Raw genomic sequence first — 1,016 nt, 5'->3', positions numbered from 1 at the left:
GTTGACGGAGGTCAGGCCGCCCGGGTAGCCGGAGTGGCGGTATGCGCGCTTCTGCTCCAGCTTGGCGCCGGTGAGGGCAACCTTTTCAGCGTTGATGATGATGACGAAGTCGCCCATGTCCATGTGGGACGCAAAGGTGGCCTTGTGCTTGCCGCGCAGCAGGATTGCGGTCTGGCTGGCAAGACGACCAAGGACAACGTCGGTGGCGTCAATGACGTGCCACTGGCGGTTGATATCGCCGGGCTTCGGGGTGTACGTACGCACGGTGTTTGCCTCGTTCTTGTTCTGGCGTTCTTGTTTTAGGCGTCACTCTTACGGTGCACCTACTATCTATGCGCTACCGGAACAGAGGTGAGGGCTCCATGTAACCAGTCATCCTGAAGTCTCGAATGTGCACGTTGAGTAGCTATCCTGCAACCGGATTCTCAAGCGGGCACGCACCATCGAGATAGGACACGCACAACGACTACCAAGAATAGCCGATCACGGCCTCTTGGGTCAAAATGGGGTGTCCGGATGCATCCTGTTTGCTCTCCGCTTCGCAGAGTGTCCTGTGCCGGCCCGTCGCATCCTTGGAGGAACCGTGTCCGATCCCGCCGCCGCCGGCTCCCTGCTGCTTGCACAGCCCTCCGCATCGTTCACTGGCGTCCTTTTCATGGCGGGTGTTGGCCTCGCCGGCGCATGCCTGTCCCTGCTGGCCGAACTCCTTATCCGGCGCACGCTCCCCCGCCTTGGCGGACCCCTGACTGTACGCATGAGAATTACGACGGCGGCAGCCACGTTCGCGCTGTCCACCATGCTGGCCTGGCGCTTCGGGCTCTCCCCCGAGCTATTTGCGTACATCCTGCTGGCAGTGGCCGGCGTCCAGCTGGCACGGATCGACCTGCAGCACCACCTGCTGCCCAACCGGATGGTCCTGCCCCTGCTGGCGGCCGGAATCGTGCTACTCGGAGCCGCTGCAGGGGTGTCCGGCGAGGTAGGTAGCCTACTGCGCGGGATGGCCGGCGCCTTAATAT

Annotated in this window: 1 protein-coding gene and 1 pseudogene; one reads left to right on the top strand and one right to left on the bottom strand. The window is 62.4% G+C overall.

The window, feature by feature from the left end:
- The coding region (gene rplM, locus AC1D1W_RS20700) for a 50S ribosomal protein L13 (protein WP_476944702.1) at window positions 1-264 on the bottom strand (264 nt) is incomplete at its 3' end.
- Between the two features lie 319 nt (window positions 265-583).
- On the opposite strand from rplM, the pseudogene AC1D1W_RS20695 reads away from it, so the two are divergent.
- A pseudogene (locus AC1D1W_RS20695) lies at window positions 584-1,016 on the top strand (prepilin peptidase); the annotation flags it as partial.

This window comes from Arthrobacter sp. P1_B4, from assembly GCF_056406555.1.
This window is presented reverse-complemented; position numbering and strand designations above follow the sequence as displayed.